Source organism: Paraburkholderia bryophila (assembly GCF_003269035.1).
Lineage (GTDB): Bacteria > Pseudomonadota > Gammaproteobacteria > Burkholderiales > Burkholderiaceae > Paraburkholderia > Paraburkholderia bryophila.
Genome location: NZ_QLTK01000002.1, coordinates 177,717 through 201,875, shown reverse-complemented (window position 1 = coordinate 201,875; position 24,159 = coordinate 177,717). Strand labels below are relative to the sequence as shown.

19 protein-coding genes are annotated in these 24,159 nt (G+C 63.9%); 6 read left to right on the top strand and 13 right to left on the bottom strand.

The annotated features are described in order from the left end of the window. Positions 1-8: 8 nt before the first annotated feature. The 6 genes from BX591_RS04435 to BX591_RS04410 form a co-directional block, all read right to left on the bottom strand. Complete coding sequence (locus BX591_RS04435; RefSeq protein WP_035548290.1) at positions 9-1,118, bottom strand: ABC transporter ATP-binding protein; 1,110 nt, start codon at positions 1,116-1,118, stop codon at positions 9-11. Positions 1,119-1,233: 115 nt separating this feature from the next. Continuing rightward, on the bottom strand, positions 1,234-1,950 hold the full coding sequence (locus tag BX591_RS04430) for an HAD family hydrolase (protein WP_111929517.1): 717 nt from the start codon (positions 1,948-1,950) through the stop codon (positions 1,234-1,236). After that, on the bottom strand, positions 1,947-2,780 hold the full coding sequence (locus tag BX591_RS04425) for a carbohydrate ABC transporter permease (protein WP_244146856.1): 834 nt from the start codon (positions 2,778-2,780) through the stop codon (positions 1,947-1,949). Before BX591_RS04425 ends, BX591_RS04430 begins: the two co-directional genes overlap by 4 nt. A 38-nt stretch (positions 2,781-2,818) precedes the next feature. Then, a complete protein-coding gene (locus BX591_RS04420) occupies positions 2,819-3,754 on the bottom strand; it encodes a carbohydrate ABC transporter permease (RefSeq protein WP_111929515.1) in 936 nt (311 codons plus the stop codon). A gap of 225 nt (positions 3,755-3,979) precedes the next feature. Next, positions 3,980-5,302 (bottom strand): ABC transporter substrate-binding protein, encoded by a 1,323-nt coding sequence (locus tag BX591_RS04415; RefSeq protein ID WP_111929514.1) that lies wholly within the window; start codon positions 5,300-5,302, stop codon positions 3,980-3,982. A 100-nt stretch (positions 5,303-5,402) separates the two neighbouring features. Then, positions 5,403-6,203 carry an L-iditol 2-dehydrogenase gene (locus BX591_RS04410; protein WP_111929513.1) on the bottom strand — a complete coding sequence of 267 codons (801 nt, stop codon included), beginning with the start codon at positions 6,201-6,203 and terminating at the stop codon, positions 5,403-5,405. A 341-nt stretch (positions 6,204-6,544) separates the two neighbouring features. Between BX591_RS04410 and BX591_RS04405 the strand changes: the two genes are divergently transcribed. From BX591_RS04405 to BX591_RS04395, 3 genes are read left to right on the top strand one after another with little or no spacing between them, the layout of a single operon-like run. After that, on the top strand, positions 6,545-7,513 hold the full coding sequence (locus BX591_RS04405) for a metal ABC transporter solute-binding protein (protein WP_111929512.1): 969 nt from the start codon (positions 6,545-6,547) through the stop codon (positions 7,511-7,513). After that, positions 7,510-8,442, top strand: a complete 933-nt coding sequence (locus BX591_RS04400; RefSeq protein ID WP_111929511.1) for an ABC transporter ATP-binding protein — start codon at positions 7,510-7,512, stop codon at positions 8,440-8,442. Before BX591_RS04405 ends, BX591_RS04400 begins: the two co-directional genes overlap by 4 nt. After that, the gene (locus tag BX591_RS04395; protein ID WP_111929510.1) at positions 8,435-9,217 is read left to right on the top strand and encodes a metal ABC transporter permease; all 783 of its coding nucleotides are present in this window, start codon (positions 8,435-8,437) and stop codon (positions 9,215-9,217) included. The genes BX591_RS04400 and BX591_RS04395 overlap by 8 nt, the downstream gene beginning before the upstream one ends. A gap of 61 nt (positions 9,218-9,278) precedes the next feature. On the opposite strand, the gene fghA is transcribed toward BX591_RS04395, so the two are convergent. The 3 genes from fghA to BX591_RS04380 form a co-directional block, all read right to left on the bottom strand. Continuing rightward, positions 9,279-10,130, bottom strand: a complete 852-nt coding sequence (gene fghA / locus BX591_RS04390; protein ID WP_111929509.1) for an S-formylglutathione hydrolase — start codon at positions 10,128-10,130, stop codon at positions 9,279-9,281. Between the two features lie 69 nt (positions 10,131-10,199). Further along, positions 10,200-11,306, bottom strand: a complete 1,107-nt coding sequence (locus tag BX591_RS04385; RefSeq protein WP_111929508.1) for an S-(hydroxymethyl)glutathione dehydrogenase/class III alcohol dehydrogenase — start codon at positions 11,304-11,306, stop codon at positions 10,200-10,202. Between the two features lie 157 nt (positions 11,307-11,463). Next, on the bottom strand, positions 11,464-13,038 hold the full coding sequence (locus tag BX591_RS04380; RefSeq protein ID WP_111929507.1) for a xylulokinase: 1,575 nt from the start codon (positions 13,036-13,038) through the stop codon (positions 11,464-11,466). A 436-nt stretch (positions 13,039-13,474) separates the two neighbouring features. Here BX591_RS04380 and BX591_RS04375 point away from each other — a divergent pair, with 436 nt between their 5' ends. Then, positions 13,475-14,887, top strand: coding sequence for a nucleobase:cation symporter-2 family protein (locus BX591_RS04375; RefSeq protein WP_167444496.1), 1,413 nt, complete (start codon positions 13,475-13,477; stop codon positions 14,885-14,887). 225 nt (positions 14,888-15,112) lie between these two features. Here the strand turns inward: BX591_RS04375 and BX591_RS04370 are convergent, their stop codons facing one another. From BX591_RS04370 to BX591_RS04360, 3 genes are read right to left on the bottom strand one after another with little or no spacing between them, the layout of a single operon-like run. After that, positions 15,113-16,642: an efflux transporter outer membrane subunit gene (locus BX591_RS04370; RefSeq protein ID WP_111929505.1), complete on the bottom strand. Its 1,530-nt coding sequence runs from the start codon at positions 16,640-16,642 to the stop codon at positions 15,113-15,115. Position 16,643: 1 nt separating this feature from the next. Next, positions 16,644-19,853, bottom strand: a complete 3,210-nt coding sequence (locus tag BX591_RS04365; RefSeq protein WP_111929504.1) for an efflux RND transporter permease subunit — start codon at positions 19,851-19,853, stop codon at positions 16,644-16,646. 18 nt (positions 19,854-19,871) lie between these two features. Beyond that, complete coding sequence (locus tag BX591_RS04360) at positions 19,872-21,104, bottom strand: efflux RND transporter periplasmic adaptor subunit (protein WP_111929503.1); 1,233 nt, start codon at positions 21,102-21,104, stop codon at positions 19,872-19,874. A gap of 428 nt (positions 21,105-21,532) precedes the next feature. Between BX591_RS04360 and BX591_RS04355 the strand changes: the two genes are divergently transcribed. Next, a complete protein-coding gene (locus BX591_RS04355) occupies positions 21,533-22,174 on the top strand; it encodes a TetR family transcriptional regulator (RefSeq protein WP_111929502.1) in 642 nt (213 codons plus the stop codon). A gap of 104 nt (positions 22,175-22,278) precedes the next feature. On the opposite strand, the gene BX591_RS04350 is transcribed toward BX591_RS04355, so the two are convergent. After that, positions 22,279-22,911 carry a cysteine hydrolase family protein gene (locus tag BX591_RS04350; protein ID WP_111929501.1) on the bottom strand — a complete coding sequence of 211 codons (633 nt, stop codon included), beginning with the start codon at positions 22,909-22,911 and terminating at the stop codon, positions 22,279-22,281. A gap of 186 nt (positions 22,912-23,097) precedes the next feature. On the opposite strand from BX591_RS04350, the gene BX591_RS04345 reads away from it, so the two are divergent. Further along, positions 23,098-24,102, top strand: coding sequence for a helix-turn-helix domain-containing protein (locus BX591_RS04345; RefSeq protein ID WP_111929500.1), 1,005 nt, complete (start codon positions 23,098-23,100; stop codon positions 24,100-24,102). Positions 24,103-24,159: the final 57 nt, after the last annotated feature.

Below are 24,159 nucleotides of genomic sequence, written 5' to 3'. Positions count from 1 at the left end.
TCACGCGGTCAGGCGGCCAGCACTTCGACGATCTTACGCTGGAATGCTTTCCCCGCGCTGTCGAACAGATGGCAGTGCTCCGGCGTCGCGCCCAGCTTCTGCATCTCGCCCTTGGTATGCCGTTCGAGCGGCGGAATCCGCGCGATCAGGCCGTCCGGCGAGACACTGGATTCCGCGTACAGATACGCCGCGTCGCCGAGCGATTCGAGTGCCATGGTGCGGGCGGAAATGCCGTCATCGCTATTGCCCACGTGCAGATGCTCGGGGCGAATGCCGACCGTCACCTTGTCGCCCTGCTTCACCGCGCCCGGTTCCACCGCGACGCGCTGCGTCTCGCCGGTTTCGTAGCGCACCGTCACGCCGTCGTGCGTGACCGACTGCACCACGCCTTCCATGAAGTTCATTTTCGGCGAGCCGATAAACCCGGCCACGAACCGGTTGGCGGGCGCGTGATACAGCATGGTCGGACTGCCGACCTGCTCCAGATTGCCCGCCGACAGTACGACGATCTTGTCGGCCAGCGTCATGGCTTCGACCTGATCGTGCGTCACGTAGATCATCGTGGTTTTCAGTTCGTCGTGCAGACGCGCGAATTCGAGGCGCATTTTCACGCGCAGCGCGGCGTCGAGATTCGACAGCGGTTCGTCGAACAGAAAGACTTTCGGCTTGCGCGTGATCGCGCGGCCGATCGCCACGCGCTGACGCTGGCCGCCGGACAACTGCTTCGGCTTGCGATCCAGCAGATGATCGATGTGCAGAATCTTCGCGGCGTTGCGCACGGCCGCGTCGATTTCTGGCTTCTTGGTGCCGGCGAGTTTCAGGCCGAACGCCATGTTGTCGTACAGCGTCATGTGCGGATACAACGCGTACGACTGGAACACCATCGCGATGCCGCGTTTGGCGGGCGCCACGTCGTTCACGCGCACGCTGTCGATGCTGAGGTCGCCGCCGCTGATGTCTTCGAGGCCGGCGATCATGCGCATCAGCGTCGATTTACCGCAACCGCTCGGGCCCACGAACACGACGAACTCGCCGTCTGCGATGTCGAGGTTGATGTCGCGCATCACCTCGTTGTCGTCATAAGCCTTTCTGATGTTGCGCAGAGTTACGCTTGCCATGATGTGTCTCCCTGTAATGCTCTAGATGCTGCTTGTCCGTTGCTTGCGCTGCTTCGTCTGCTTCAGCAGCTCGCTTCTCTATTTCCGGGTTGAACCCGGCACGCCGTTGTATCGTTCAAGGCGGCGTGGCCGCCGTCGCGCTCAGCGTCCATTGCGCGACCAGTTCCGGCAGTTGCTGCATGTCGTCGAACACGTGACGCGCGCCGGCCGCATGCAGCTTGTCGATCTGCGCGTCGCTCGCGTGACCGCCGCCGATAAATCCCAGCACCGTCATGCCCGCCGCGCTCGCCGCCGTCACGCCGGTCACGCTGTCTTCCACCACCAGACACGCCGACGGCGCGAGTCCCAAACCGCGTGCCGCCGCCAGATAGACGTCGGGCGCGGGCTTCGGATTCGGTACCGTGTCGGCGCAGAACAGGCGGTCGCCGAAGAACTTCACCAGCCCCGTGCGCGCCAGCACCGATTCCACATACGGCCGGAAACTGTTGCTCGCGCACCCTTTGGTGAGCGGCACCTGCGCGAGCGCCGCCTCGATGCCTTCCACCGCCGGCGCCTGCATCGCCGCCGCTTCGACCGCGCGGCGAATCGCGTCGATATCGTCGACAGATAGACGCTTGCCGAGCTGCGTCGCGGTGCCCTGCAACACCGCTTCGATGCGCAGACCGAGTAGCGGCAGCACCACCGGTTCGACGTCGGTATCGGGCCAGCGCGCCTCGAGTTCGTGCACCAGCATGCGCGCCGCCACGGCTTCGCTGTCGATCAGCACGCCGTCGCAATCGCAGATCAGCGCGAACTGGCCCACACCCGAACCCCTCTCCGAACCTGCCGTCATTTGACCGCCCCGAACGTGAGGCCGCGCACCAGTTGCTTCTGCGACAGCCAGCCGACGATCAGGATCGGCGCGACCGCCAGCAGCGAAGCGGCCGACAGCTTGGCCCAGAACAGGCCTTCAGGACTCGAATACGACGCGATGAACACGGTGAGCGGCGCGGCATTCGAGCTCGACAGGTTGATGCTCCAGAACGCCTCGTTCCACGACAGGATCACGAGCAGCAGCGCGGTCGAGGCAAGCCCTGGCAGCGACATGGGCATCAGCAGATAAACGATTTCCTGCCACGTCCGCGCGCCGTCGATCCGCCCGGCTTCGAGAATGTCGCGTGGAATTTCGGCGAAGTACGTGAACGACATCCATACCGCGATCGGCAGATTGATCAGCGTGTAGACGATCACCAGACCCGACACGGAATCGAGCAGGCCGGTGTTCTTCCACAGCAGATAGATCGGCACCAGCACGCCGACCGACGGCATCATCTTGGTGGACAGCATCCACAGCAGCACCTTCTGCGTGCGGCGGGTCGGGAAGAACGCCATCGCATACGCGGCCGGCACGGCGAGAATCAGGCACAGCACCGTGACGCCCGCCGAGATCAGCACCGAATTCCATGCGAACGAAAAGTAATTGCTGCGCGCGAACACCTCGCGGAAGCTATCGAGCGTCGGCATGAAAAACAGCGACGACGAATAAGCCTGCTGTTCCGTCTTGAACGCGGTGATCGTCATCCAGAAGATCGGGAAGAACAGCAGCAACGCGACCAGCCAGGCGATCACGCCGGGAATGGTGCGGCGAATCGCGGCGAACGGCGACTTCGCCGGCACGGTCATGGGTGTCGAGCTCGACACCGGAGTGGAGGCAACCTGGCTCATTTTTCGTACTCCCCTTTCAGGTTCTTCGCGAGCATGCGCACGAGGAAGAACGACACGACATTTGCCAGCACGACCGCCAGAATGCCGCCGGCGGAAGCAAGCCCGACGTCGAACTGTTGCAGGCCGAGCGAATAGATCAGGTACGACAGATTGGTGGTCGCGGTGCCCGGACCGCCGCCCGTGGTCGTATAGATTTCGGCGAAGATCGACAGCAGGAAAATCGTCTCCATCATCACCACCACCGCGATCGCCCGTTTCAGGTGAGGCAGCGTGATGTAGAAGAACATCGAGAATGGACCCGCGCCGTCGATCTTGGCGGCTTCCTTCTGCTCCTGATCGAGCGACTGGATCGCGGTGAACAGAATCAGGAACGCGAACGGCAACCACTGCCACGCGACGATCATGATCACGGCGGTGAGCGGATAGTCGGCGAACCAGTCGATCGGTTGCATGCCCATCGCGCGCATGCCCTGCGCGATCAGGCCGTACACCGGGTGCAGGATCATGTTCTTCCAGATCAGCGCGCTGACCGTCGGCATCACGAAGAACGGGCCGATGGCGAGCAGCCGCGCAATGCCCTGGCCGTAGAACTTGCGGTCGAACAGGATTGCCATCAACACGCCGCCGACCACGGTGATCACCAGCACCGAGATAATCAGCTCGAGCGTGTGGCCGATCGAGGGGCCGAACGACGGATCGGTGGCGAGGTATTTGTAATTGTCGAAACCGGCGAAACCTTTGAGGTCCGGATTCAACAGGTTGTAGCGCGAGAACGAAAACCAGATCGTCATGGCGAGCGGAATCGCCATCCACAGCACGAGGACCGCGACCGAGGGCGTGACCAGCCAGCGGGCGGAATTGGCTTTGCGGATTTCGCGTTCTTTTTCTGTCTGGGGATGAGCTTGCATGAGAGGTAGGCGCAGAGGACGCATGGTGGACCACCTGTTCGGTAATGCGCGGACTGTCCGCTGGAAACGGCTCGAAACTCGAAGCCTGAAGCGCGCCGGCCGGCGCGACCCCTTGCGGGTATCGCGGCGCACCGTGCGATCCAGGACAGCCCGCTGTGCTGCGTGAGCCGGCTGACGGGCGTCAGCCGGCGCGTGCCACATGCTTCAGGTGGCGTATTACCGCGTAGCTTCGATCGTGACTTCCGACCGTTACTTCTGATACCCGGCCTGTTGCACCGCGCGATTCGCGGTCGCATTGCCGGCGGCCAGCGCCTGGTCGACCGTCATCTGACCGGCTACCGCGCCGGAAATACTTTGACCGACCACCGTGCCGAACGACTGGAACTCAGGAATACCCACGAACTGCACACCGGTGTACGGCACCGGCTTCAGCGTCGGGTGATCCGGGTCCGCCGATTCGATCGCCTTCAGCACGAAGTCGCCGAACGGGGCAGCCTGTTTGTACTCGGGGCGAGCGTAGGTGGATTGACGCGTGCCCGGCGGCACCGAGGCCCAGCCTTCGTCCTTCGCGACCAGTTCGATGTATTGCTTCGAAGTCGCCCACGCGATGAACTTCTTCGCCGCGTCAGTCTGCTTCGACGACTTCGGAATCGCCAGCGCCCACGCCCACAACCAGTGCGAACCCTTCGGCGTGACAGCGACCGGGGCCGCTGCGAAACCGACCTTGTCGGCAATCTGCGATTGCTGCTTGTTGTACAGCATGCCGGCCGCGACCGTCGCGTCGATCCACATCGCGCACTTGCCCGAGGACATCAGCGTGAGGTTTTCGTTGAAGCCGTTCGAGCTCGCTCCCGGAGGGCCGTCTTTCTTCAGCAGATCGACGTAGAAGCCGATCGCCTTCTTCCATTCCGGCGAGGTGAGCTGCGCGTTCCACTTCTCGTCGAACCAGCGGCCGCCGAAGGTATTCACCACCGTCGTCGCGTACGCCATGTTTTCGCCCCAGCCCGCCTTGCCGCGCAGGCAGATGCCGTACATGCCGTTGGCCTTGTCGGTCAGCTTGTCGGCGAATTGCGCGATCTGATCGTAGGTCGGCTGGTCGGGCATTTTCAGACCCTTGGCTGCGAACAGGTCCTTGCGGTAATACGTCATGGAGCTTTCGACGTAGAACGGCAGCGCGTACAACTGGCCGCCGCTGGACAACCCGTCGCGGGCCGTCTTCACCACGTCGTTCAGATCGTAATCGGCGGGCAGGTTGGTGAGCGGCGTGAGCCAGCCGCGCTTGCCCCATTGCGGCGTTTCATAGGCGCCGATCGTCATCACGTCGAACTGGCCGCTGCCGGTCGTGATGTCGGTCGTGGCGCGCTGACGCAGCACGTTTTCCTCGAGAATCACCCAGTTCAGCTTGATGTCCGGATTCGCCTGCTCGAAAGCGGGCGAGAGCTTCTTCAGCTCGATCATGTCCGGATTGTTCAACGTGGCGATCGTCACCGTGGCCGCCGACGCGCTCAGCGCGAAGCACGCCATGGCGCCGACGCTGGCCGCTTTCAGCGCGGATTTGAGGACTGGCTTCATGTGTTGTCTCCTTTCTCGTACGTTATGTGGTGCTGCGTTTGTTTTACGAAAATGACGGGGATGATGCGCACGTACGTATCGCTGTGACGTGCCTCGTTCTTCAACTCATCCAGTTGCCGCCGTCGACGTTCAGCGTTTGCGCGGTAATGTAGTCGGCATCCGCCGACGCGAGAAACAGGGCGGCGCCGGTCAGGTCGTCCGGCACGCCCATGCGGCCGAGCGGCACCGCTTCGCCGACCAGGCGCTTCTTCTCGCCGAGCGGACGGTTTTCATAACGGGCGAAGAGCGCGTCGACTTCCTTCCACATCGGCGTGTCGACGACGCCCGGCGCGATGCCGTTGACATTGATCTTGTGCGGCGCGAGCGCAAGCGCCGCCGATTGCGTGTAGCTGAGCACCGCCGCCTTGGTCGCGCAGTAATGCGACACCAGCGCCTCGCCACGCCGCCCCGCTTGCGACGACATATTGACGATCTTGCCGCCGTGGCCCTGCTCGACCATTTGTTGCGCGACGGCTTGCATCAGGAAAAACAGACCCTTCACGTTGACCGCGAACAGGCGGTCGAACACGTCCCAGGATTCGTCGAGGAGCGGGCGCATATCGAACAGCGCCGCGTTATTGAACAGAATGTCGACCTGGCCGAAACGCTCGAGCGTGCTCGCCACGATACGGTCGATATCTTCGCGGCGCGTGACGTCGGCGCTGACGCTCAGCACACGGTCGCCATGGTCGGCGCGCAACGTGTCGCCGAAACTGTCGGCCGGCTTCATGTCCACCAGCACGCAGCGCGCGCCTTCGTCCAGATAGCGGCGCGCCACGGCCTCGCCGATTCCGCTTGCCGCGCCCGTCAGAATGGCCACCTTGTCTTGCAATCGTGCCGCCACTGCCTGTCTCCGGTTCATTGCGTTTTGTTTCGCACTGAGCGAACGCTCATTGCGCGAACAATTGCTCTGTTAGTGATCGAATGATCGGATACGGACCGGGTCATGTCAAGGCACCCGCGCAGATTTCGATGGTGCAGCGCGGCAGGACGTGCGCACTTCCGTCCAGGCCCTGAACAACACTAATACGAGAAATCAGGCAAGGCCAAGTCGCTTTCTGCATAAGGCGCTGACAATTATTTGAGATACGTTATATCATTTCGACCGCGCTTCATTGGCGGGTCGCAGTTGCCTGCGGCCGGCCGCAAGACCCTCTCCTAACGTTAGTGACTCACCCACCTCTCACGCAGCAGGAAACGACGATGAACAAACTCGGCTCGATGTTGAACGGAGCGCACCGCGCGCTGAAGCTGTCGAAATACGTTGCGGCGGCCACGGCCGCGTTCGCGATCGGTCACAGCGCCTTCGCCGCCGATGCGAAAATCCCGGTGGTCGCGGCGGAGAATTTTTACGGCGACGTGGTGCAGCAGTTGGGCGGCGATCGCGTCGACGTGACCAGCATTCTCAGCAACCCGGACCAGGACCCGCACCTGTTCGAAGCCAGCCCGAAGACGGCGCGCGCGTTGCAGCATGCGAGCCTCGTGGTGTACAACGGCGCCGACTACGATCCGTGGATGGCAAAATTGCTGGCCGCGTCGAAGGGGTCGAAGCGTGTGACGATCGTCGCCGCCGACCTCACCGGCAAGAAAGGCGGCGATAATCCGCACCTCTGGTACGACCCGGCCACCATGCCGAAGGTCGCGCGCGCGGTGAGCGAAGCGCTCGTCGCGGCTGACCCGGCGCACAAGTCGGCGTACGATGCGAACCTCGCGAAGTTTCTCGATTCGCTGAAGCCGATCGACGCCAAGGTCGCCGACCTGCGTGGCCGTTACGCGGGCGTGCCGGTCACGGCGACCGAGCCGGTGTTCGGTTATATGTCGGACGCGATCGGGCTGAGTATGCGCAATCTGCGCTTCCAGCTCGCCACGATGAACGACACCGAAGCCAGCGCGGCCGATATCGCCGCGTTCGAACGCGACCTGCGCGAAAAGCGCGTGCGCGTTCTGATCTATAACAGCCAGGCAACCGAGGCCCTGACCAAACGCATGTTGAAGCTCGCGCAGCAATCGAAGGTGCCGTCCATGAGCGTCACCGAGACCGAACCGGCCGGCAAGACCTATCAGACGTGGATGCTGACGCAGCTCGACGCGCTGAACGCCGCGCTGATCGCGGGCGAAGCGAACGGTGCGGGCGCGGTGGCGGCTTCCGGCGGCAAAGGAACGACACCATGACTTTGACTGGCCGCAACACGCCGGCCCCTGCAGCAAGTGCGCCCACGGGCGCACCGTCCACCGCGCCCGTGCTCGAACTCGACCAGGTCACGCTCGAACTCGGCGACCGCACGATCCTGCGCGACACCGGCTTCGTGGTGAACCAGGGTGAATTCATCGGCGTGCTCGGGCCGAACGGCGCGGGCAAGACCACCTTGATGCGCGCGGTACTCGGCCTCGTGCCGGCCGCGAGCGGCACGATCCGCGTGCTGGGGCAGCCGGTGGAGCGCGGCAATGCGTCGATCGGCTATATGCCGCAGACGCGCAGTGCGCTCGCCGGACGGCGTGTGCGCGGCCGCGATTTCGTCGCGATGGCCGCCGACGGTCATCGCTGGGGCTTGCCGCATGCGGACGCTCACACCCGCGCGGATGTCGAGCGCGTGCTGGATCTGGTGGGCGGTCGCAAGCTGGCCGAGCGGCCGTTGTCGGAACTGTCGGGCGGCGAGCGGCAGCGCCTGCTGCTCGCGCAATGCCTGCTCGGCAATCCGAAACTGCTGTTGCTCGACGAACCGCTGATCAGTCTCGACCCGCATCATCAGAAGAGCGTGGTCGAACTGGTGCGGCGCGTGCAGCAGGAACTCGGCATTGCCGTGCTGTTTTCGGCGCACGAATTGAATCCGCTGCTCAACTCGATCGATCGCGTGCTGTACCTCGGCAGCGGCGTGGCCGCGCTCGGCACCGTCGACGAGGTCATCACCCGCCCGGTCCTGTCGCGCCTGTACGGCTCGCCGATCGACGTGATGCGGGTGAACGGCCGCATCTTCGTGATGTCGGGCGACGTCGAAGTCGAAAAGCACGATCACGAGCACGAACACGACGAAAACGGCGGCCATTCACACGGCCACTCACACCCGCACGACTCACGCGACGGACACACGCACGATGTTTGAATACGATTTCATGGTCAACGCGTTCGCGGCGTCGGGGATCGTCGCGGTGCTGGCGGGTATCGTGGGCTATTTTCTGGTGATGCGCGGCCAGACCTTCGCGGGCCACGCGCTGTCGCACGTCGGCTTCACCGGCGCGACCGGCGCGGTGCTGATCGGCATCTCGCCGATCTGGGGGATGATCGGCTTCACGCTCGCGGCGGGCGTCGGCATGGGCGCGCTTGGCGAACGCCTCGCCGGGCGCGACGTGGCGATCGGCGTGATCCTGTCGCTGTCGCTCGGTTTCGGTTTGCTGTTTCTGCACTTCTTCACCGCGTACGCGACGCAGGTCACCGCGCTGCTGTTCGGTAATGTGCTCGGCGTGAATACGTCGACGCTCGGCGTGCTGGCGGCGTTGGGCGTGGTCAGTTTGCTGGCGCTGGCCGCCATCATGCGGCCGCTGCTGTTTGCTTCGTTGCAGCCTGAACTGGCCGAAGCCAAGGGTGTCTCGCTGCGGCTCGTGTCGGTGCTGTTTCTGGCGATCGCCGCGCTGGCGGTGGCCGCGTGTACGCAGATCGTCGGTGTGCTGCTGGTGTTCACGCTGATGGTCGGCCCAGCCGCCGCCGCGCAAAACATGACGACGCGTTTGTCGACCGGACTCGTGCTGGCCGCGCTGTTCGCGCTGCTGCAGGCGTGGCTCGGCCTGACGCTGGCGTTCTATACCGATTGGCCCACGAGCTTCTGGATCACCGTGCTGTCGGCGGTGGTGTATGGCGGGAGTCTGTTGAAGCGGCGTTGAGTGAAGAGCGATGACGGCGGCCGTTTTGACGCGCTACCGTCATCGCCATGCGACGACAGGTTCAGCCGAGCAACACCCTCGCGTGATGCGCGAGATGGTCCTCGATAAACGTCGAGATGAAGTAATACCCATGGTCGTAACCCGCGTGACGGCGTAACGTCAGCAGCTGACCCGCCGCCTGGCAGGCGGCTTCGAACACGTCCGGGTTCAGCTGTTCCGCGAGGAACTGATCCGCCAGCCCCTGATCCACCAGGATCCCCGCCGCGAACTTGCGCGACGCATGCGCGACCAACTCGCTCGCGTCGTACTGCTTCCACGCCTCGCGAGCGTCGCCGAGATACCCGCCGAACGCTTTCTCGCCCCACGGGCAACGCGTGGGCGCGGCGATCGGCGCGAACGCCGACACCGAGCGATAAATCTCCGGATTGCGCAGCGCCAGCATCAATGCGCCGTGACCGCCCATCGAGTGCCCGAAGATGCCGAGGCGCGCGCCGTCCAGCGGCAGGTTCGCCAGCACCGTTTCACGCAGCTCGTCGCGCACGTACGAGTACATCCGATAGTGCTGCGCCCACGGTTGCTGGGTCGCGTCGACGTAAAAGCCCGCACCCACGCCGAAATCCCACGCCGCGCTTTCGCCCGGCACGCCCGCGCCGCGCGGACTTGTATCCGGCGAAATCAGCGCGATGCCGTGCTGGGCCGCGAAACGCTGCGCGCCGGCCTTGATCGGAAAGGTTTCTTCCGTGCAGGTGAGACCTGCGAGATAGAACAGCGCCGGCACGTTCGCGTTCGCCAGCAAGGCCTGCGGCGGCAGATAGACGGAGAAGCGCATCGGCAGACCGATGGTCTGCGAATCGTGCCGGTAGATACGCTGCTCGCCGCCATGGCAGGCATGCGACGACAGGAGTTCAAGCATCGCCCTGCTCCTTGCGATAGGTTGCGTGGGTTGCGTGGGTTGCGTGGGTTGCATCCATTACGTTCGACATCAGTACAGCACGACCGAGCGGATCGACTCGCCCTTCTTCATCAGGTCGAAGCCTTCGTTGATGCGTTCGAGCGGCAGACGGTGCGTGATCAGATCGTCGATATTGATCTTGCCTTCCATGTAACAGTCGACGATCTTCGGCACGTCCGTGCGGCCGCGCGCGCCGCCGAACGCCGAGCCCTTCCACTCGCGGCCCGTCACCAGCTGGAACGGACGCGTGCTGATCTCCTCGCCCGCCGCCGCCACGCCGATGATGAACGACTGGCCCCAGCCCTTGTGCGTGCATTCGAGCGCCTGACGCATCACCTTGGTATTGCCGATGCATTCAAACGAATAGTCCGCGCCGCCGTCGGTGAGTTGCACGATGTGGTCGACCACGTTCCCGACTTCGTTCGGGTTGATGAAGTGCGTCATGCCGAACTTCTTCGCCAGTTCCACGCGACCCGGGTTGATGTCGACGCCGATGATCTTGTCCGCGCCGACCATCTTCGCGCCCTGAATCACATTCAGGCCGATACCGCCGAGGCCGAACACGACCACGTTCGCGCCCGCTTCGACCTTCGCCGAATACACCACCGCGCCGACGCCCGTCGTCACGCCGCAGCCGATGTAGCAGATCTTGTCGAACGGCGCGTCTTCACGCACCTTCGCGACCGCGATTTCCGGCACGACGATGTAGTTCGAGAACGTGGACGTGCCCATGTAGTGAAACAGCGGCTTGCCGTCCAGCGAGAAGCGCGAGGTGGCGTCGGGCATCAAGCCGCGGCCTTGCGTCGAACGGATCGCCTGACACAGGTTGGTCTTGCGCGACAGACAGAACTTGCACTGACGGCATTCCGGCGTGTACAGCGGAATCACGTGATCGCCCTTCTTCAGCGTGCCGACGCCCGGCCCCGTATCGACGATCACGCCTGCGCCTTCGTGGCCGAGAATCGCCGGGAAGATGCCTTCCGGGTCCGCGCCGGAGAGCGTGTAGTAGTCGGTGTGGCAGATGCCCGTCGCTTTCACTTCGATCAGGACTTCGCCGGCGCGCGGGCCTTCCAGGTCCACTTCCTCGATCGTCAACGGGGCGCCGGCTTTCCATGCAATGGCGGCTTTGGTCTTCATCTGAATGCTCCTTGAGGTCTGTGAGTGCGACGCGCGTCCGGCATGATGTGCCGCGCTCTAACTTAGCGCGCGAAAAGCGTAATGGTATTGCAAAGTGCGTCACGGCATTGTCCGTAGCGGACATCGGCGCGGCCGTTTTCGGCCAGCGCCGGCAGCGTCACCGTTGTGTCGTACCGTCGAACCAGCTTTCGACCCGGCCGTAGAGATCGAGAAAGCGCGCGTAGCGTTGGGCCAGCGCCGCATCGCCTTGCGGACCGGCTACCCGCGTCGCGCCCGGCGCCAGCGCGGCGAGATCGTGCGCGTGCCAATGGCCGCTCGCCAGACCGCCGAGCATCGCCGCGCCACGCGGCGCCGCGTTGGGGCAATCGACCGCATACAGCTCGACGTCCAGCGCAACGGCTAACAATTGCCGCCAGCGCGCGTCGACCGAGCCGCCGCCCGCGAGCTTCAGCGTCGTGACCGTTGCGCCGCTCGCGCGAATCGCGTCGAGCCCGGCGCGCAGCGAGAACGCGACGCCTTCGAACGCGGCGCGCATCATCGTGCCGCGCGTGTGGTCGAGCGCGAGGCCGAGCCAGCCGCCGCGCGCCGATGGGTTCAGCCACGGTGTGCGTTCGCCGGTGAGGTAAGGGAGAAAGGTTAGGCCGGTTGCGGGCGCTGCGGTGCCGGGGGTATGCGCTAAGTGGTTGCCGGAGGTTGCGTTGCTTGCGTTGCTTGCGTTGCCTGTGCTGCTTACGCTGCTTGCGCTGCTCATTGCAGCGGCATTAGCGTCACCAGGCACTTCACTGAGCGCAGCGGCATTGATCTCGCCAAACGCATCGCGATAAGCATCAGTCCATTCATACGACAGCCAGCCGCGCACGCGTTCCAGCGCGATGCCCACGTTCTGCATCGCCGCCATCCGGTACCAGTGATCGCTGGCGGCTCGATACCGATGCAAGCCCTTCGCCGCCGTCGGCTCCTGCTCCGCCAGCACGACGATCTGTCCGCCCGTGCCGGTGGTGAGCAATGCGTCGCCATCGCGCGCGAGTCCGCTGCCGAGCGCCGCGCACGGCGTGTCGGCGGCGCCGGTCGCGAGCACGATGCCGGCGCGCAGACCCAATGCCTGCGCCGCATTCCGCGATAAAACACCGCCCGCCGCATACGAAGGCGCCAGCGGCGCGAACCACTCGCGCGGAATCTCCAGCCGCGCCAGCAGCGCCGTATCCCATACGCCGGCCGGATCGGCGAGCGCGGTCGCGCAGGCGTCGGACGGATCGGTGAGCACCTCGCCGCCCAATGCCACGCGTAGCCAGTCTTTCGGTTGCAACGCCCAACGCATTCTACGCACGGACTGCGGTTCGTTCAGCACGATCCAGCGTAGCAACGGGCCGGCCATGCCCGGCGCCACCGGATTCGCTTGCGGTTCGGGCCACGCGTCGAGCAAACCCAGCGCACGCGTATCGGGCCACAGCATGGCGGGCCGCACGGCTTCGCCGGCGGCGTCGATCAGCACGACGCCGTGCATCTGCCCGGAGAAGCCGATGGCGCGCACCTCGCTGCGCAACGCCTGCGGCAAACGCGCCGCCGCTTCGCACAGTGCGCGCCACCAGGTCTGCACCGACATCTCCGCCCAGCCCGCGTGCGGTGTCTCCAACGTATAAACGACGCTCGCGACCGCCTGCTCGCGGCCATTTTCATCGACGATTGCGACTTTGAGGGAACCGGTGCCGAGGTCGATACCAAGAAAACTCATGGGCGATTGCACGTTAAAAGAGGGGTAAAAAAGAAGGTCGCGAGGCGCACGCGAAAGCTGCGCCGAAGGCGGTTTTTTCGTCACCGCGACACACCTCGGGCAACGCTGCCGAAAACGCGCCGATTTTGCCGAATCGCGGGTTAACCCCGCCGCGCCGCGAGCCGCATGAAAACAGCACTATGCGTTCAATGAGATACACCTCATTGATTCTCACACATATCAGTCTGGCGATGGCGCGCACGGCCTGACGACCCGCACCGCGGCTGCAAGGGGCTGTCCGCCGATGGGACAGATGCGTAGCTTTAAATTGCCTTTCAAACCGGCTCGACGCATATCGTCACCGGGAATGCCGGAATAGGCCCCAGTGGTCTTGTTGCGCTTTATCGTCCCCGATACCTTGGAGTCATCTCAAAAACTAGATGGTGGAGACAGAAATATGCAATCGAACACGGTTCACCCGTGCGACGAGCGACTGCCCGCGGGCCAGTTGCTGACCCTCGGCATCCAGCACGTGCTGGTGATGTATGCCGGCGCCGTCGCCGTGCCGCTGATCGTCGGCGCAGCACTCAAATTGCCGAAGGATCAGATCGCCTTCCTGATTAGCGCCGATCTGTTCTCCTGCGGCATCGCCACGCTGATTCAAACGCTCGGTCTGTGGATCTTCGGGATCCGCCTGCCGGTCATCATGGGTTGCACGTTCGCGGCCGTCGGTCCGATGCTGGCGATCGGCACCAATCCCTCGCTCGGCATTCTCGACATTTTCGGCTCGACGATCGCGGCCGGCGTGGTCGGCATTCTGCTTGCGCCCGCGGTCGGCAAGTTGCTGCGCTTCTTCCCGCCGGTCGTGATCGGCGTGGTGATTTCGGTGATCGGTCTGTCGCTGATGGAAGTGGGCATCAACTGGGCGGCCGGCGGCGTGGGCAATCCCGACTACGGCAATCCGGTTTATCTCGGCCTGTCGTTTATCGTGCTGACGCTGATTCTGCTGATCAACAAGTTCGCCAAAGGCTTCCTCGCCAACATCTCGGTGCTGCTCGGCATCGTCGCCGGCTTCGTGATCGCGCTGGTGCTCGGCCGCGTCAACATGGACGGCGTCACGCACGCACCGTGGGTCGGCTTCGTAATGCCGTTCCACTTCGGCATGCCGCATTTCGATCCGCTGTCCATCGCGACGATGGTCACCGTGATGTTCGTCACCTTCATCGAATCGACCGGCATGTTTCTCGCGGTCGGCGACATGGTGGATCGCCCGGTCGATCAGAAAGCGCTGGTGCGCGGTCTGCGCGTGGACGGACTGGGCACGTTGATCGGCGGTATCTTCAACTCGTTCCCCCATACGTCGTTCTCGCAGAACGTCGGTCTGATCGGTGTGACCGGCGTGAAGAGCCGCTTCGTCTGCGCGATGGGCGGCGTGATTCTGGTGCTGCTGGGCCTGTTCCCGAAGATGGCGCAAGTGGTCGCCTCGGTGCCGGCCTTCGTGCTCGGCGGCGCGGGCATCGTGATGTTCGGCATGGTGGCGGCAAACGGCATGAAGGTGTTGTCGCGAGTCGATTTCGTGAAGAACCAGCACAACCTGTTCATCGTCGCAGTGAGCGTCGGTCTGGGTCTGGTGCCTGTCGTGTCGCCGCACTTCTTCTCGAAGCTGCCCGCCGCGCTCACGCCGCTGCTGCACAGCGGGATTCTGCTGGCTTCCGTGTCGGCGGTGGTGCTGAACCTGATCTTCAACGGTGTGAAGAGCGAGAAGAAGGCGCAATGCGAGATTCGCCGGGCCGGTCACGATTTCGACGGACGCGGTGGGAAGGACGAGCCGCCGCGCGACGAAATGCTGCGCGCCGCGGATCTGCATTGAGCGACTGAGTTGCAGCAGAGGTAGTCATCGCATCGCGTCCTCTGCGGACAAAAAAAACGCCACGGCATGCCGTGGCGTTTTTGTTTCCAGCTAGCAGGTGTTGCTGTTTGCTGCCGCGTGTTGCCGTGTGCTGCTGTGTCGTTTGCCGGTGCTGGCCGCGTAGAACGGCTCTCGTGACACTGCTGAAAGCCGCCCTCCGCATCACCTCTGCTACACGACGCCGACCTAACCCGCCGTCGCCGCCGAAGCCGCCGCCGGCGCGCTCGCCGCACCGTAATCGACCGGTGCGTCGGCCGGACGCGGCTGATCGCCGTTATGCTCGATCCAGCCACCGCCAAGCGCCTGATACAACGTCACCAGGTTCTGGAGACGCTCCATGCGCGCGGTGATCAGCGACGTTTGCGACGTGTACAGATCGGTCTGCGCGGTCAGCACCGACAGATAGCTGTCGACCCCGTTCGTATAACGCAGATTCGACAGATCCAGACGACGCTGTTCCGCAAACGTATTGCGCTCCAGCGCCTGAATCTGCTGGTCATACGTACCGCGCGCCGCCAGACCGTCCGCCACTTCGCGGAAGGCCGTCTGGATCGCCTTTTCATACGTGGCGATCTGGACGTTCTTCTGGATGTTGGCAAGGTCGAGGTTGGCCTTGTTCTCGCCACCGGCGAAGATCGGCAACGTGATCGTGGGCGAAAAGCCCCACGCCGCCGAACCGGGCTTGAACAACCCGCCGAGCGACGGGCTCAGCGTACCGAAATTGCCGGTGAGCGAGACCTTCGGGAAGAACGCCGCACGCGCCGCGCCGATATTCGCGTTGGCCGCGAGCAGATTCTCCTCGGCCTCCATGATGTCCGGACGACGCGTCAACAGATCCGACGGCAAGCCCGCCGGAATATCCGTCAGCAGATTCTGATCGTTCAGCGTCAGACCCGGCGGCATATCGGTCGGCATCGGCTCGCCCAGCAGCAGCACCAGCGCGTTCTCGCCTTGAGCCCGCAAGCGCGCCTGCGCCTGCAGGTTCGCGTTGGCCGTCTCGACCACCGTCTGCGCCTGGCGCAAATCGAGTTCCGAACCGGTCCCGTTGTCGAACTGCAGCTTGGTGATCCGGTACGACTCCTGCGCGGTCTTCAACGTGTCTTGCGTGACCTTCAGCAAGTCGTCGAGCTCGAGCACCGTCAGATACTGATTCGCCACCTGCGACACCAGCGAGATTTCCGCTGCCTTGCGCGCCTGCGTCGTGGCCAGGTACTGCGCCAACGCCTGGTCCTTCAGGCTCTGCACCCGCCCGAAGAAGTCGATTTCCCACGACGCGTTCAAACCGACCGAGTACGAGTTGGAAATGTTCTGGCCGCCGAACGCCAGGTCCGTCGGCGTACGCGATTTGGTTTGCGAAGCCGCCGCATTCAACGTCGGGAACAGGCCGGCGCGCACGACGCGGAACTGCGCCTGCGACGCCTGCATGTTCAGCACCGACACGCGCAGGTCGCGGTTGTTCTTCAGCGCAATCTCGATCAACCGCTGCATGCGCGGATCGACGAAGAAATTGCGCCAGCCGATGTCCGCAGCCGCCACGCCGTTCGCGCTGCGCGCGCTTTTGGCGTCGGGCTGGGTCGCGCCCGGCTGCGTGGCATACACGCCGCCGGTCGGGAAGCTCGCGTCCACGGGCGGCGCCGGGCGCTGGTAATGCGGCGCCATCGTGCAACCCGCGGCGAACAACGCGACCGCCACTGCAATCAAAGAGTGTTTTTGCATCTCAATGTCCGTCCTTGCCCGAGCCGTTACCGCCCGACGCACCACCTTGCGGATCGTGCGGATGGAGCTGGTTGGAATGTTCGAACGCTGCATCCGGGTCTTCCGTCTCACCGCCGAATTTCGCGCGGATCACGACGAAGAACATCGGGATCATGAAAATCGCGAGGAAGGTTGCCGTCAACATCCCGCCGATCACGCCGGTACCGATTGCGTGCTGGCTGGCCGAACCCGCGCCGTTGCTGATCGCGAGCGGCATCACGCCGAGAATGAACGCGAGCGAGGTCATCAGAATCGGACGCAGCCGCAGACGCGCCGCTTCCAGCGCCGCTTCGACCGGCCCCATGCCTTCACCCTGCTGCAACTCGCGGGCGAATTCCACGATCAGAATCGCGTTCTTCGCCGACAGCCCCACCGTGGTCAACAGACCCACCTGGAAGAACACGTCGTTCTCGAGTCCGCGCAGCGTGGCGGCCAGCAGTGCGCCGATCACGCCGAGCGGCACCACCATGATCACCGAGAACGGGATCGACCAGCTTTCATACAGCGCCGCGAGACACAGGAACACGACGAGGATCGAGATGCCGTACAGGATCGGCGCCTGCGAACCGGACTGGCGTTCCTGCAGCGACAAGCCGGTCCATTCGTAGCCGATACCCGCCGGCAGCTTCGCCACGAGCGCTTCCATTGCCGTCATGGCCTGACCGGTCGACTTGCCCGGCGCAGCCGCGCCCTGGATTTCCACTGCCGAGATACCGTTGTAGCGTTCGAGCTTCGGCGAACCGTAGGTCCACGTGCCGCTGGCGAACGACGAGAACGGCACCATGGTGCCCGCCGAATTGCGCACGTACCAGGCGTTCAGGTCTTCCGGGTTCATACGGAACGGGGCGTCGCCTTGCAGATACACCTTCTTGATCCGGCCGTCGGTATCGAGGAAGTTGTTCACGTACTGCGAGGCCCACGCGATCGAGAACGTCTGGTCGATCGTGGCCAGCGACACGCCGAGCGCCGACGCCTTCTCGTGATCGATATCCACCTTGAACTGCGGCGTATCGTTCAGGCCGTTCGGACGCACCTGGGCCAACGTCGGATCTTTCGCCGCCATGCCGAGCAACATATTGCGTGCTTGCATCAGCTTGTCGTGACCGATACCCGCGCGATCCTGCAACTCGAAGTCGAAGCCCGCGGCGGTGCCGAGTTCGGGAATCGACGGCGGATTCACCGGATACACGAGCGCGTTCTTGTAGCCGCCGAAATGCATGAACAGACGACCGACCAGCGACTGCACCTTCTGGTCCGTATGCTGACGCACCGAATAGTCCTTCATCCGCACGAACACGAGACCCGCGTTCTGGCCGCGACCGGCAAAGCTGAAGCCGTTCACCGTGAAGGTCGATTCGACAATGCTCTTCTCGTCATTCAGCAGATAGTCCGACACGTCCTTCAGCGCGCGCGCCGTGGTTTCCTGGGTCGAGCCCGACGGCGTTTGCACCAGCACGAACATCGTGCCCTGGTCTTCGTCGGGCAGGAACGACTTCGGCAGCTTCACGAACAGCAGGCCGACCGCGAAGATCACTACCATATAGATGATCAGCCAACGGCCCGAGCGCTTGATCACGTGGTGCACGCCCGAGTGATACTTGTCGCGGCTCTTGTTGAAGGTGCGGTTGAACCAGCCGAAGAAACCGGTGGTGCGTTCCTGGTGACCCTTCTCGATCGGCTTGAGAATCGTCGCGCACAGCGCCGGCGTCAGAATCAACGCGACCAGCACGGACAGCACCATGGCCGCCACGATCGTCAACGAGAACTGCCGGTAAATCGCACCGACCGAACCGCCCGAGAACGCCACCGGCACGAACACCGCCGACAGCACGAGCGCCACGCCGACCAGCGCGCCGGTGATCTGGTCCATCGCCTTGCGGGTCGCCTCGCGAGGCGATAACCCCTCCTCCTGCATGACCCGCTCGACGTTTTCCACCACCACGATCGCATCGTCCACCAGCAAGCCAATGGCCAGCACGAGCCCGAACATGGACAGCGTGTTGATCGAGAAGCCCACCAGACCCATGATCGCGAACGTGCCCAGCAGCACCACCGGCACGGCGATCGTCGGGATCAGCGTGGCGCGCAGATTCTGCAGGAACAGGTACATGACCAGGAACACCAGCACGATACCTTCGAGCAGCGTCTTGACCACTTCTTCGATCGACAGACGCACGAACGGCGTGGTGTCGTACGGATACTTCACGACCAGACCATGCGGGAAGTACTTCGACAGATCGTCGATCTTCGCGCGAACGGCCTTGGCCGTGGCCAGCGCGTTAGCGCCGGTCGCGAGCTGAATACCGAAGCCGGCCGTCGGCTGGCCGTTGTACTTGGTGTCGAAGTTATAGTTTTCGCCGCCCAGCTCGATCCGCGCCACGTCCTTGATACGGACTCGCGAACCGTCCGGATTCACCTTCAGCAGCACGTTGCCGAACTGTTCAGGCGTATTCAGCAGCGTGGCTTCCGTGATGGTTGCCTGCAGCACCTGACCCGGCACCGACGGCGTGCCGCCGAGCGAACCGCCCGCGACCTGCACGTTCTGGGCCGTCAACGCGGTTTGCACGTCGACCGGCGTCAAGCCGAAGTTGGTGAGCTTGTTCGCGTCCAGCCAGATCCGCATGGCGTACTGCGAGCCGAACAGCGTCACGGTACCCACACCGTCGATCCGGCTGAGCGGATCTTCGATGTTCGACGCGACGTAGTTCGCCAGGTCGTACTTGTTCATACTGCCGTCTTCGGAGTTGAACGCGAGGACCATCAGGAAGCTGCTGCTCGACTTCGTGACCTTGGTGCCCAACTGTTGCACGGCCTGCGGCAGCAACGGCGTGGCCAGTTGCAGCTTGTTCTGCACCTGCACCTGTGCAATGTCAGGATTGGTGCCGGCCGCGAACGTCAGCGTGATGGTTGCCGTACCCGAGTCGTCCGACGTGGACGACAGGTACAGCAAGTGGTCGAGACCACTCATCTGCTGCTCGATCACCTGCGTGACGGTGTTTTCCACCGTCTTCGCCGAGGCGCCCGGATACGTTGCGCTGATCTGCACGGCCGGCGGCGCGATCGTCGGATACTGCGCGATCGGCAACGTAAAGACCGACGCGATACCCGCGAGCATCAGAATAATGGCGATCACCCATGCAAAAATCGGGCGATCAATGAAGAACTTTGCCATGAGGCGGGCTCCCTGTTATTACGCGCCCGATGCCGCAGAGGCGGGTTGCGCCGTCTGTGCAGCACCGCTGGCGGCCGGCGCAGCCTGAGCGGATGCGTCGGAAGCGGGTGTGGCGGGAAGTTGCGCGGCAACCGGCTTGACCTGCTGACCCGGACGCGCCTTCTCGGTGCCCGCGACGATCACGCGGTCCCCGGGCTTCAGGCCACTCTCGACCACCCAGTTCGAACCGTACGTGCCCGACGTGACGAGCTGACGCAACGCGACCTTGTTGTCGTCGCCGACGACCAGCGCGGTCGGCTGACCCTTCTGGTCATGCGTGACACCGACTTGCGGCACCACCAGCGCGTTGTCGTTGACGCCTTCTTCGATCCGCGCGCGCACGAACATGCCCGGCAACAAGACCTTGTCCGCGTTCTTGAAGAGCGCGCGCACCGTGACCGAGCCGGTGCTCTGGTCGACCGTGACGTCGGTGAACTGCAGCTTGCCCTTTTCCGAATAGGTACGGCCGTCTTCGAGAATCAGCGAGACCTTGGCCGCGTCCGGGCCGCTCGTCTTCAAACGGCCTTCCTGCACTTCGCGACGCAGCTTCAGACCGTCGAGGCTCGATTGCGTCAGGTCTACGTAAACCGGATCGAGTTGCTGGACGGTCGCCAGCAGCGTGGCGGCGCTCGCCTGCACATACGCGCCCGGCGTGACTTGCGACACGCCGATCTGGCCGGTCACCGGCGAAGTCACGTCCGTATAGCCGAGATTGATCTGCGCCGTGTCGACCGCTGCCTTGCCCGCGGCGACGTCTGCCGCGGCCTGGCCTTCCGAGGCGACCGCGTTGTCGTAGTCCTGCTTGCTGACCGCGTTCGCGGCCACCAGCACCTTGTAGCGGTTAGCCTGCGCGGTGGTCGACACGAGGTTGGCTTGCGCCTTGGCCAGCGTGGCCTTCGCGTTGTTCAACGTGGCGATGTACGGCGCCGGATCGATCTTGTACAGACGCTGACCCGCCTTGACTTCGCCGCCTTCCGTGAACTCGCGGCGCAGCACGATGCCGTCGACCCGTGCGCGCACTTGCGCGACGAGGAAGGCGCTGGTGCGGCCGGGCAGTTCGGTGACTACGGGTACCGAAGTCGGTTGAACGGTGATGACGCCCACCTCGGGCGTTTGCTGCGGCGGGGCAGATTGTTTTGGTCCGCACGCTGCCAGCAATACGGCAGCCGTCGCGGCACTGATTAAGCGGAATGGAACCCGTTCGACGCGCATGGAGCGACCTCTGTCAAAGACTGAGAATGAAAAAGTGCGCGCATCCCTACCCCGGGGACGACAGCGCACACATGCGTCTTGCGACGCTTGACCGAAAGCCCGTGAACGCAAACCGAAGCTGCCGGGCACCCTGAGCAAAATGCGCCATACCTGGGAAATGCCGCACGGCGCCGCCCGTCCAGGCGCGGCACAAGAGCGTTTTGAAAGGCAACAGTGACGGATATTAACCGGTCGTCACGGCTTGGGCTATCCGATCGTGGGATGCTATTATATATACATTCACGAATGCATGTATAAGTGCGTTTACTTCTCTTGCGGGCGGGGGCCTGCAGGAACGCTTCGCAATTCGCTTAACTGCAGACAGATTGTCATCCCGCGGACTTAAAAGTGCTCGGGAAAACCCCACAATCACGGTAAGTCACACGAATATGGTCCGAAGAACTAAAGAAGAAGCGCTTGAGACGCGCACCAGCATTCTCGACGCTGCCGAGCGGGTCTTCTTCGAGAAAGGCGTATCGCGCACGTCGCTGGCCGATATCGCGCAGGCGGCGGGCGTCACGCGCGGCGCGATCTACTGGCACTTCGCGCATAAGAGCGATCTGTTTACCGAAATGTTCGACCGCGTGCTGCTGCCGCTGGACGAACTCAAGGCCGCGTCGCTGGACCCGAACGAGCCCGATCCGCTTGGACGTCTGATGGAAATCTGCGTGGTCTGCCTGCGCGACACCGCTAACGACCCGCACCGCCGTCGCGTGTTCGACATCCTGTTCCTGAAATGCGAGCTGGTCGAGGAAATGGGCCCGGTGCGGATCCGCTATCAGACCAACATGCGCGAGGGGCTGATGAAAATCGAAGGCGGTCTGCGCAATGCGATCTCCAAAGGGCAAATGCCGGCGCAACTCGACACGCGGCTGGCGGCGGCCATGGTACATGCGTTCGTCAGCGGGTCGCTGCGCGACATGCTGTTCCTGCCCGACGCCACGGATTTCGGCGCTTACGCGCAGCGCATGGTGGATGGGATGTTCGACGCGTTGCGGATGAGTCCGGCGTTGTTGAAGAGTCCGGTGTAAGGCTTGGCGGATAGGCCGGCTTGTTAACTAGGAAGAACGTATCGGGCCACGCAAAAAAAGCGGACGGGTGAGCAAACCCGGCCGCTTTTTTTACGCCCTCGTGCTTACGCGGCGTTCCGGCGTGCCCGCGCCTTCTGGTTCGACGAATAGATATCGCCTTTCTGAAGCAGCGTGCCGTTCTTCACTGCCGCGAGCCACGCGTCCGTGCTCGCCACTGCCGCGAAGGTGGATTGCAACACCACGCTGAACGCGTGGTGAATGTCTTTCGCGCTGGCAAAACCCGCACTGTTTTCGTACGGCACCGAACCCGTCGCGTCTTCCAGAAATTCGACGGCCAGGCCGGCGTGGACCGCATGGTTGATGGTCGACGCATCGCAGTTGTGCGTCATGTAACCGACGATGGTCAGCGTATCGATCTGCCGCGCGGCCAGCCAGTCGGCGAGATCGGTCCCGGTGAACGCGCTGGCCAGCGACTTTTCCACGAGGTGAGCGCGCGCCCGCGAGGCCACCACCGGATGCAATTCCGCGCCGGCGCTGCCGCGCGCGAACAGCGGCGAGGTCGCCGCCGAAAGGTGCTGGACGACCACGACCGGGATGTCGGCGGCATGCGCGGCATCCATCGCGCGGCCGACGTTGGCGAGCGATGTCTGCACGTCCGGATATTCGATCGGCAGATCGCCGCTCACGTATTCGTTCTGCACGTCGATAACGATCAGCGCACGGCGCGGTGTGGTCATGGTCAGACTCCTGTCGGAAAGGGTTCGATGATTCGATGCGTCGCGTCGCTGGCGCCCGCCCGGACGGGCGGCGCTTCATGCGTGGCCGCGATGACAGCATTGTTGGCCGGCGGCCGGTTCCCTGACAGTGACCCGAATGACACAAATCGATAGAATCGGGCCATTGTTGAATTGTCGAGGTGATCGATGGCAGTCTCCGTGCTCGCGTCCGGTTCGGCTTCGGCCCCGCCCGTCCCACCCCGCCACGTCGTCGCCGTCGTTGCGTTCGACCGCATCAGCCCGTTTCACCTGGCCGTCCCCTGTGTGGTATTCGGCGAAGATCGCAGCGACGGCGGCCTGCCCGATTTCGACTTTCGCGTCTGCGCCGCCGAAACCGGTCCGCTCACCACGACCGCCGGTTTCTCGATCGCCGTCACGCATGGACTCGAAGCGCTTGCCGACGCCGACACGATCATCGTCCCAAGCTGGCGCGATCCGGACGAGACACCGCCCGCCGAACTGCTCGCCGCGTTGCGCGCGGCGCACGCACGCGGCACGCAACTGGTCGGGCTCTGTCTGGGCGCATTCGTGCTGGCGGCCGCCGGGATTCTCGACGGCCGGCCGGCCTCCACCCACTGGGCCTGCGCCGACGACTTCGCGCGCCGTTACCCGCGCGTGCGGCTCGATCCCGACGTGCTCTACGTCGACGACGGCAACGTGCTCACTTCCGCCGGCACGGCTGCCGGACTCGACTGCTGTCTGCACGTGCTGCGCAAGATGTGCGGCGCGGAAGTCGCCAACTATGTGGCGCGCCGGCTGGTGGTATCGCCGCATCGGCAGGGCGGTCAGGCGCAATACGTCCAGCAGCCGATTCCGCCGAACCTGCGCGGCGACCGGCTGTCCGGCCTGCTCGACTGGGTGAGCGGCAATCTGGACGTACCGCACACGCTCGACACGCTGGCCGCGCGCGCATTGATGAGCCGCCGCACCTTCACGCGACGCTTCCGCCTCGCCACCGGTACGACCGTCGGCGCGTGGCTGCTGGCGCAGCGGCTCGCGCGCGCGCAGCAACTGCTGGAAAGCAGCGATGAATCGGTGGAAGCGATCGCGGCGATCGCGGGGTTCGGTTCCACTGCGTCGTTACGACAGCATTTCGCGGAAGCGTTTTGCACGTCGCCTTCCGCCTGGCGGCGGGAGTTTCGGGGAACGTGAAGGCGGGAAGGCGGCGTGCGGAAGCCTATGCCGCCAACGGCGTTTCGTAGTCGGTCG

Bases quoted from the DNA above. Each gene is read 5' to 3' on its own strand.
- BX591_RS04430 (WP_111929517.1), bottom strand. From the start codon at position 1,950: ATGACGGCAGGTTCGGAGAGGGGTTCGGGTGTGGGCCAGTTCGCGCTG.
- BX591_RS04420 (WP_111929515.1), bottom strand. From the start codon at position 3,754: ATGCGTCCTCTGCGCCTACCTCTCATGCAAGCTCATCCCCAGACAGAA.
- BX591_RS04415 (WP_111929514.1), bottom strand. From the start codon at position 5,302: ATGAAGCCAGTCCTCAAATCCGCGCTGAAAGCGGCCAGCGTCGGCGCC.
- BX591_RS04360 (WP_111929503.1), bottom strand. From the start codon at position 21,104: ATGCGCGTCGAACGGGTTCCATTCCGCTTAATCAGTGCCGCGACGGCT.
- BX591_RS04400 (WP_111929511.1), top strand. From the start codon at position 7,510: ATGACTTTGACTGGCCGCAACACGCCGGCCCCTGCAGCAAGTGCGCCC.
- BX591_RS04380 (WP_111929507.1), bottom strand. From the start codon at position 13,038: ATGAGTTTTCTTGGTATCGACCTCGGCACCGGTTCCCTCAAAGTCGCA.
- BX591_RS04370 (WP_111929505.1), bottom strand. From the start codon at position 16,642: ATGCAAAAACACTCTTTGATTGCAGTGGCGGTCGCGTTGTTCGCCGCG.
- BX591_RS04410 (WP_111929513.1), bottom strand. From the start codon at position 6,203: ATGAACCGGAGACAGGCAGTGGCGGCACGATTGCAAGACAAGGTGGCC.
- BX591_RS04365 (WP_111929504.1), bottom strand. From the start codon at position 19,853: ATGGCAAAGTTCTTCATTGATCGCCCGATTTTTGCATGGGTGATCGCC.
- BX591_RS04425 (WP_244146856.1), bottom strand. From the start codon at position 2,780: ATGACCGTGCCGGCGAAGTCGCCGTTCGCCGCGATTCGCCGCACCATT.
- BX591_RS04405 (WP_111929512.1), top strand. From the start codon at position 6,545: ATGAACAAACTCGGCTCGATGTTGAACGGAGCGCACCGCGCGCTGAAG.
- BX591_RS04345 (WP_111929500.1), top strand. From the start codon at position 23,098: ATGGCAGTCTCCGTGCTCGCGTCCGGTTCGGCTTCGGCCCCGCCCGTC.
- fghA (WP_111929509.1), bottom strand. From the start codon at position 10,130: ATGCTTGAACTCCTGTCGTCGCATGCCTGCCATGGCGGCGAGCAGCGT.
- BX591_RS04385 (WP_111929508.1), bottom strand. From the start codon at position 11,306: ATGAAGACCAAAGCCGCCATTGCATGGAAAGCCGGCGCCCCGTTGACG.
- BX591_RS04355 (WP_111929502.1), top strand. From the start codon at position 21,533: ATGGTCCGAAGAACTAAAGAAGAAGCGCTTGAGACGCGCACCAGCATT.
- BX591_RS04350 (WP_111929501.1), bottom strand. From the start codon at position 22,911: ATGACCACACCGCGCCGTGCGCTGATCGTTATCGACGTGCAGAACGAA.
- BX591_RS04395 (WP_111929510.1), top strand. From the start codon at position 8,435: ATGTTTGAATACGATTTCATGGTCAACGCGTTCGCGGCGTCGGGGATC.
- BX591_RS04375 (WP_167444496.1), top strand. From the start codon at position 13,475: ATGCAATCGAACACGGTTCACCCGTGCGACGAGCGACTGCCCGCGGGC.
- BX591_RS04435 (WP_035548290.1), bottom strand. From the start codon at position 1,118: ATGGCAAGCGTAACTCTGCGCAACATCAGAAAGGCTTATGACGACAAC.